Origin of the sequence: Eubacterium sp. An3, from assembly GCF_002159465.1 — a bacterium.
GTDB lineage: Bacteria > Bacillota > Clostridia > Lachnospirales > Lachnospiraceae > Anaerobutyricum > Anaerobutyricum stercoris.
The window spans coordinates 1-1,567 of the sequence record NZ_NFIR01000093.1; the positions used below are offsets into that span (position 1 = coordinate 1).

Sequence of the window (1,567 nt, forward strand, 5' to 3'; positions counted from 1 at the left end):
GGCCAAATACTGCCCGGAATGTGCCGGACGCATGAAGCGTATCAAGGCCGCCCAGCGCAAGCGCAAACAGAGGGCTAAGTGTCACGCTTTAGGGGCCGAAAACCCCTTGTAAATCAAGGACTTTTTCGAGGGTGTCGGCGGGGGCCTGATAGATTTATCCTCTGACCCCCAAAACGGCCCTCTAAATGCGTACAGAAGCCCAAAACGAACCCCAAGGAGGAACCCATGTCAGACAATCGAAAATATTACTACCTGAAACTCAAAGAAAACTATTTTGACGATGACTCCATCGTGCTGCTGGAAAGTATGCAGGACGGTGTGCTGTACTCCAATATCCTGCTCAAGCTGTATCTGAAATCCCTGAAACACGGCGGGCGGCTCCAGCTTGACGAGAATATCCCCTACACGGCGCAGATGATTGCCACCATCACCCGCCAGCAGATCGGCACTGTGGAGAGGGCCTTGCAAATCTTCCTGAAGCTGGGCCTTGTGGAAGTGCTGGACAGCGGCACTTTTTACATGAGCAATATCGAGCTGCTGATCGGCCAGTCCTCTACCGAGGCCGAGCGAAAGCGGGCGGCGAGGCTCCAAAACAAGGCTCTTTCCACGCCCCGGACAAAGGTTGGACATTTGTCCGACATTCGTCCACCAGAGATAGAGATAGAGTTAGAGAAAGAGATAGAAATAAAGAGAGAGATAGAGAAGGGACGCTCCGCCCGCGCCTATGGCCGTTACCAGAATGTTTTTCTGACGGATGAGGAACTGGCAGACTTGCAGGCCAGCTTTCCCACCGTATGGGGCCAGTACATCGAAAAGCTGTCCGAGTACATGGCTTCTACCGGCAAGCGGTATCAGAGCCATGCCGCCACCATCCGGCGCTGGGCCGGTGAGGACGCGAAGAAAGCGTCCCCGCCCACCCGCAACCGTGATTACAGCGTAAAGGAGGATGAAACCGTATGATGGAGATTACCGCAGAAATCCGGGCGCTGATCGACAAGGCAGCCGCCGGTGTGGAGCTGGCCGGGGACGAGTACATAGACCCGGCAGACGGCCTTATTCACTGTAAAAAGTGCGGCGGCCAGAGGCAGACCGTTGTGCCATGCTTTGGGAAACCCGGCTACTTCATGCCCCGCTGTATCTGCCAGTGCCAGCGTGAGGCCGAGGAACAGCGCAAAGCTGCCGAGGAACGGCAACGCCGCATGGAGCGTATCAAGCGCCGGAAGGCCCAGGGCCTGCAAGACCGCTATCTGTACGACTACACTTTTGCCAACGACAATGGCCAAAATCCCCTAATGGACAAGGCCCGCGCCTATGTTGAGAACTGGAAGGAGGCATACAGGAACAACACCGGCCTGCTGCTGTTCGGGGATGTGGGAACCGGCAAGTCCTTTTTCGCCGGTTGTATCGCCAACGCCCTGCTTGACCGGGATGTGCCGGTGCTGATGACAAACTTTCCCACCATCCTGAACCGCCTGACGGGGATGTTCTCCGAGGACAGGGCCGACTTTATCGCCAGCTTTGACGAGTACGACCTGCTCATCATTGACGATTTGGGTGTGGAGCGCAG

2 protein-coding genes are annotated in these 1,567 nt (G+C 56.2%); both read left to right on the forward strand.

Translation table 11 applies throughout. The features are described from left to right. Nucleotides 1-225 precede the first annotated feature (225 nt). Entirely contained in the window at nt 226-960 is a 735-nt protein-coding gene (locus B5F87_RS20450; RefSeq protein WP_050616857.1) for a phage replisome organizer N-terminal domain-containing protein, read from the forward strand. After that, a partial coding sequence (locus B5F87_RS20455) for an ATP-binding protein (RefSeq protein WP_087284526.1) occupies nt 957-1,567 on the forward strand: 611 nt, incomplete at its 3' end. The genes B5F87_RS20450 and B5F87_RS20455, both read left to right, overlap by 4 nt.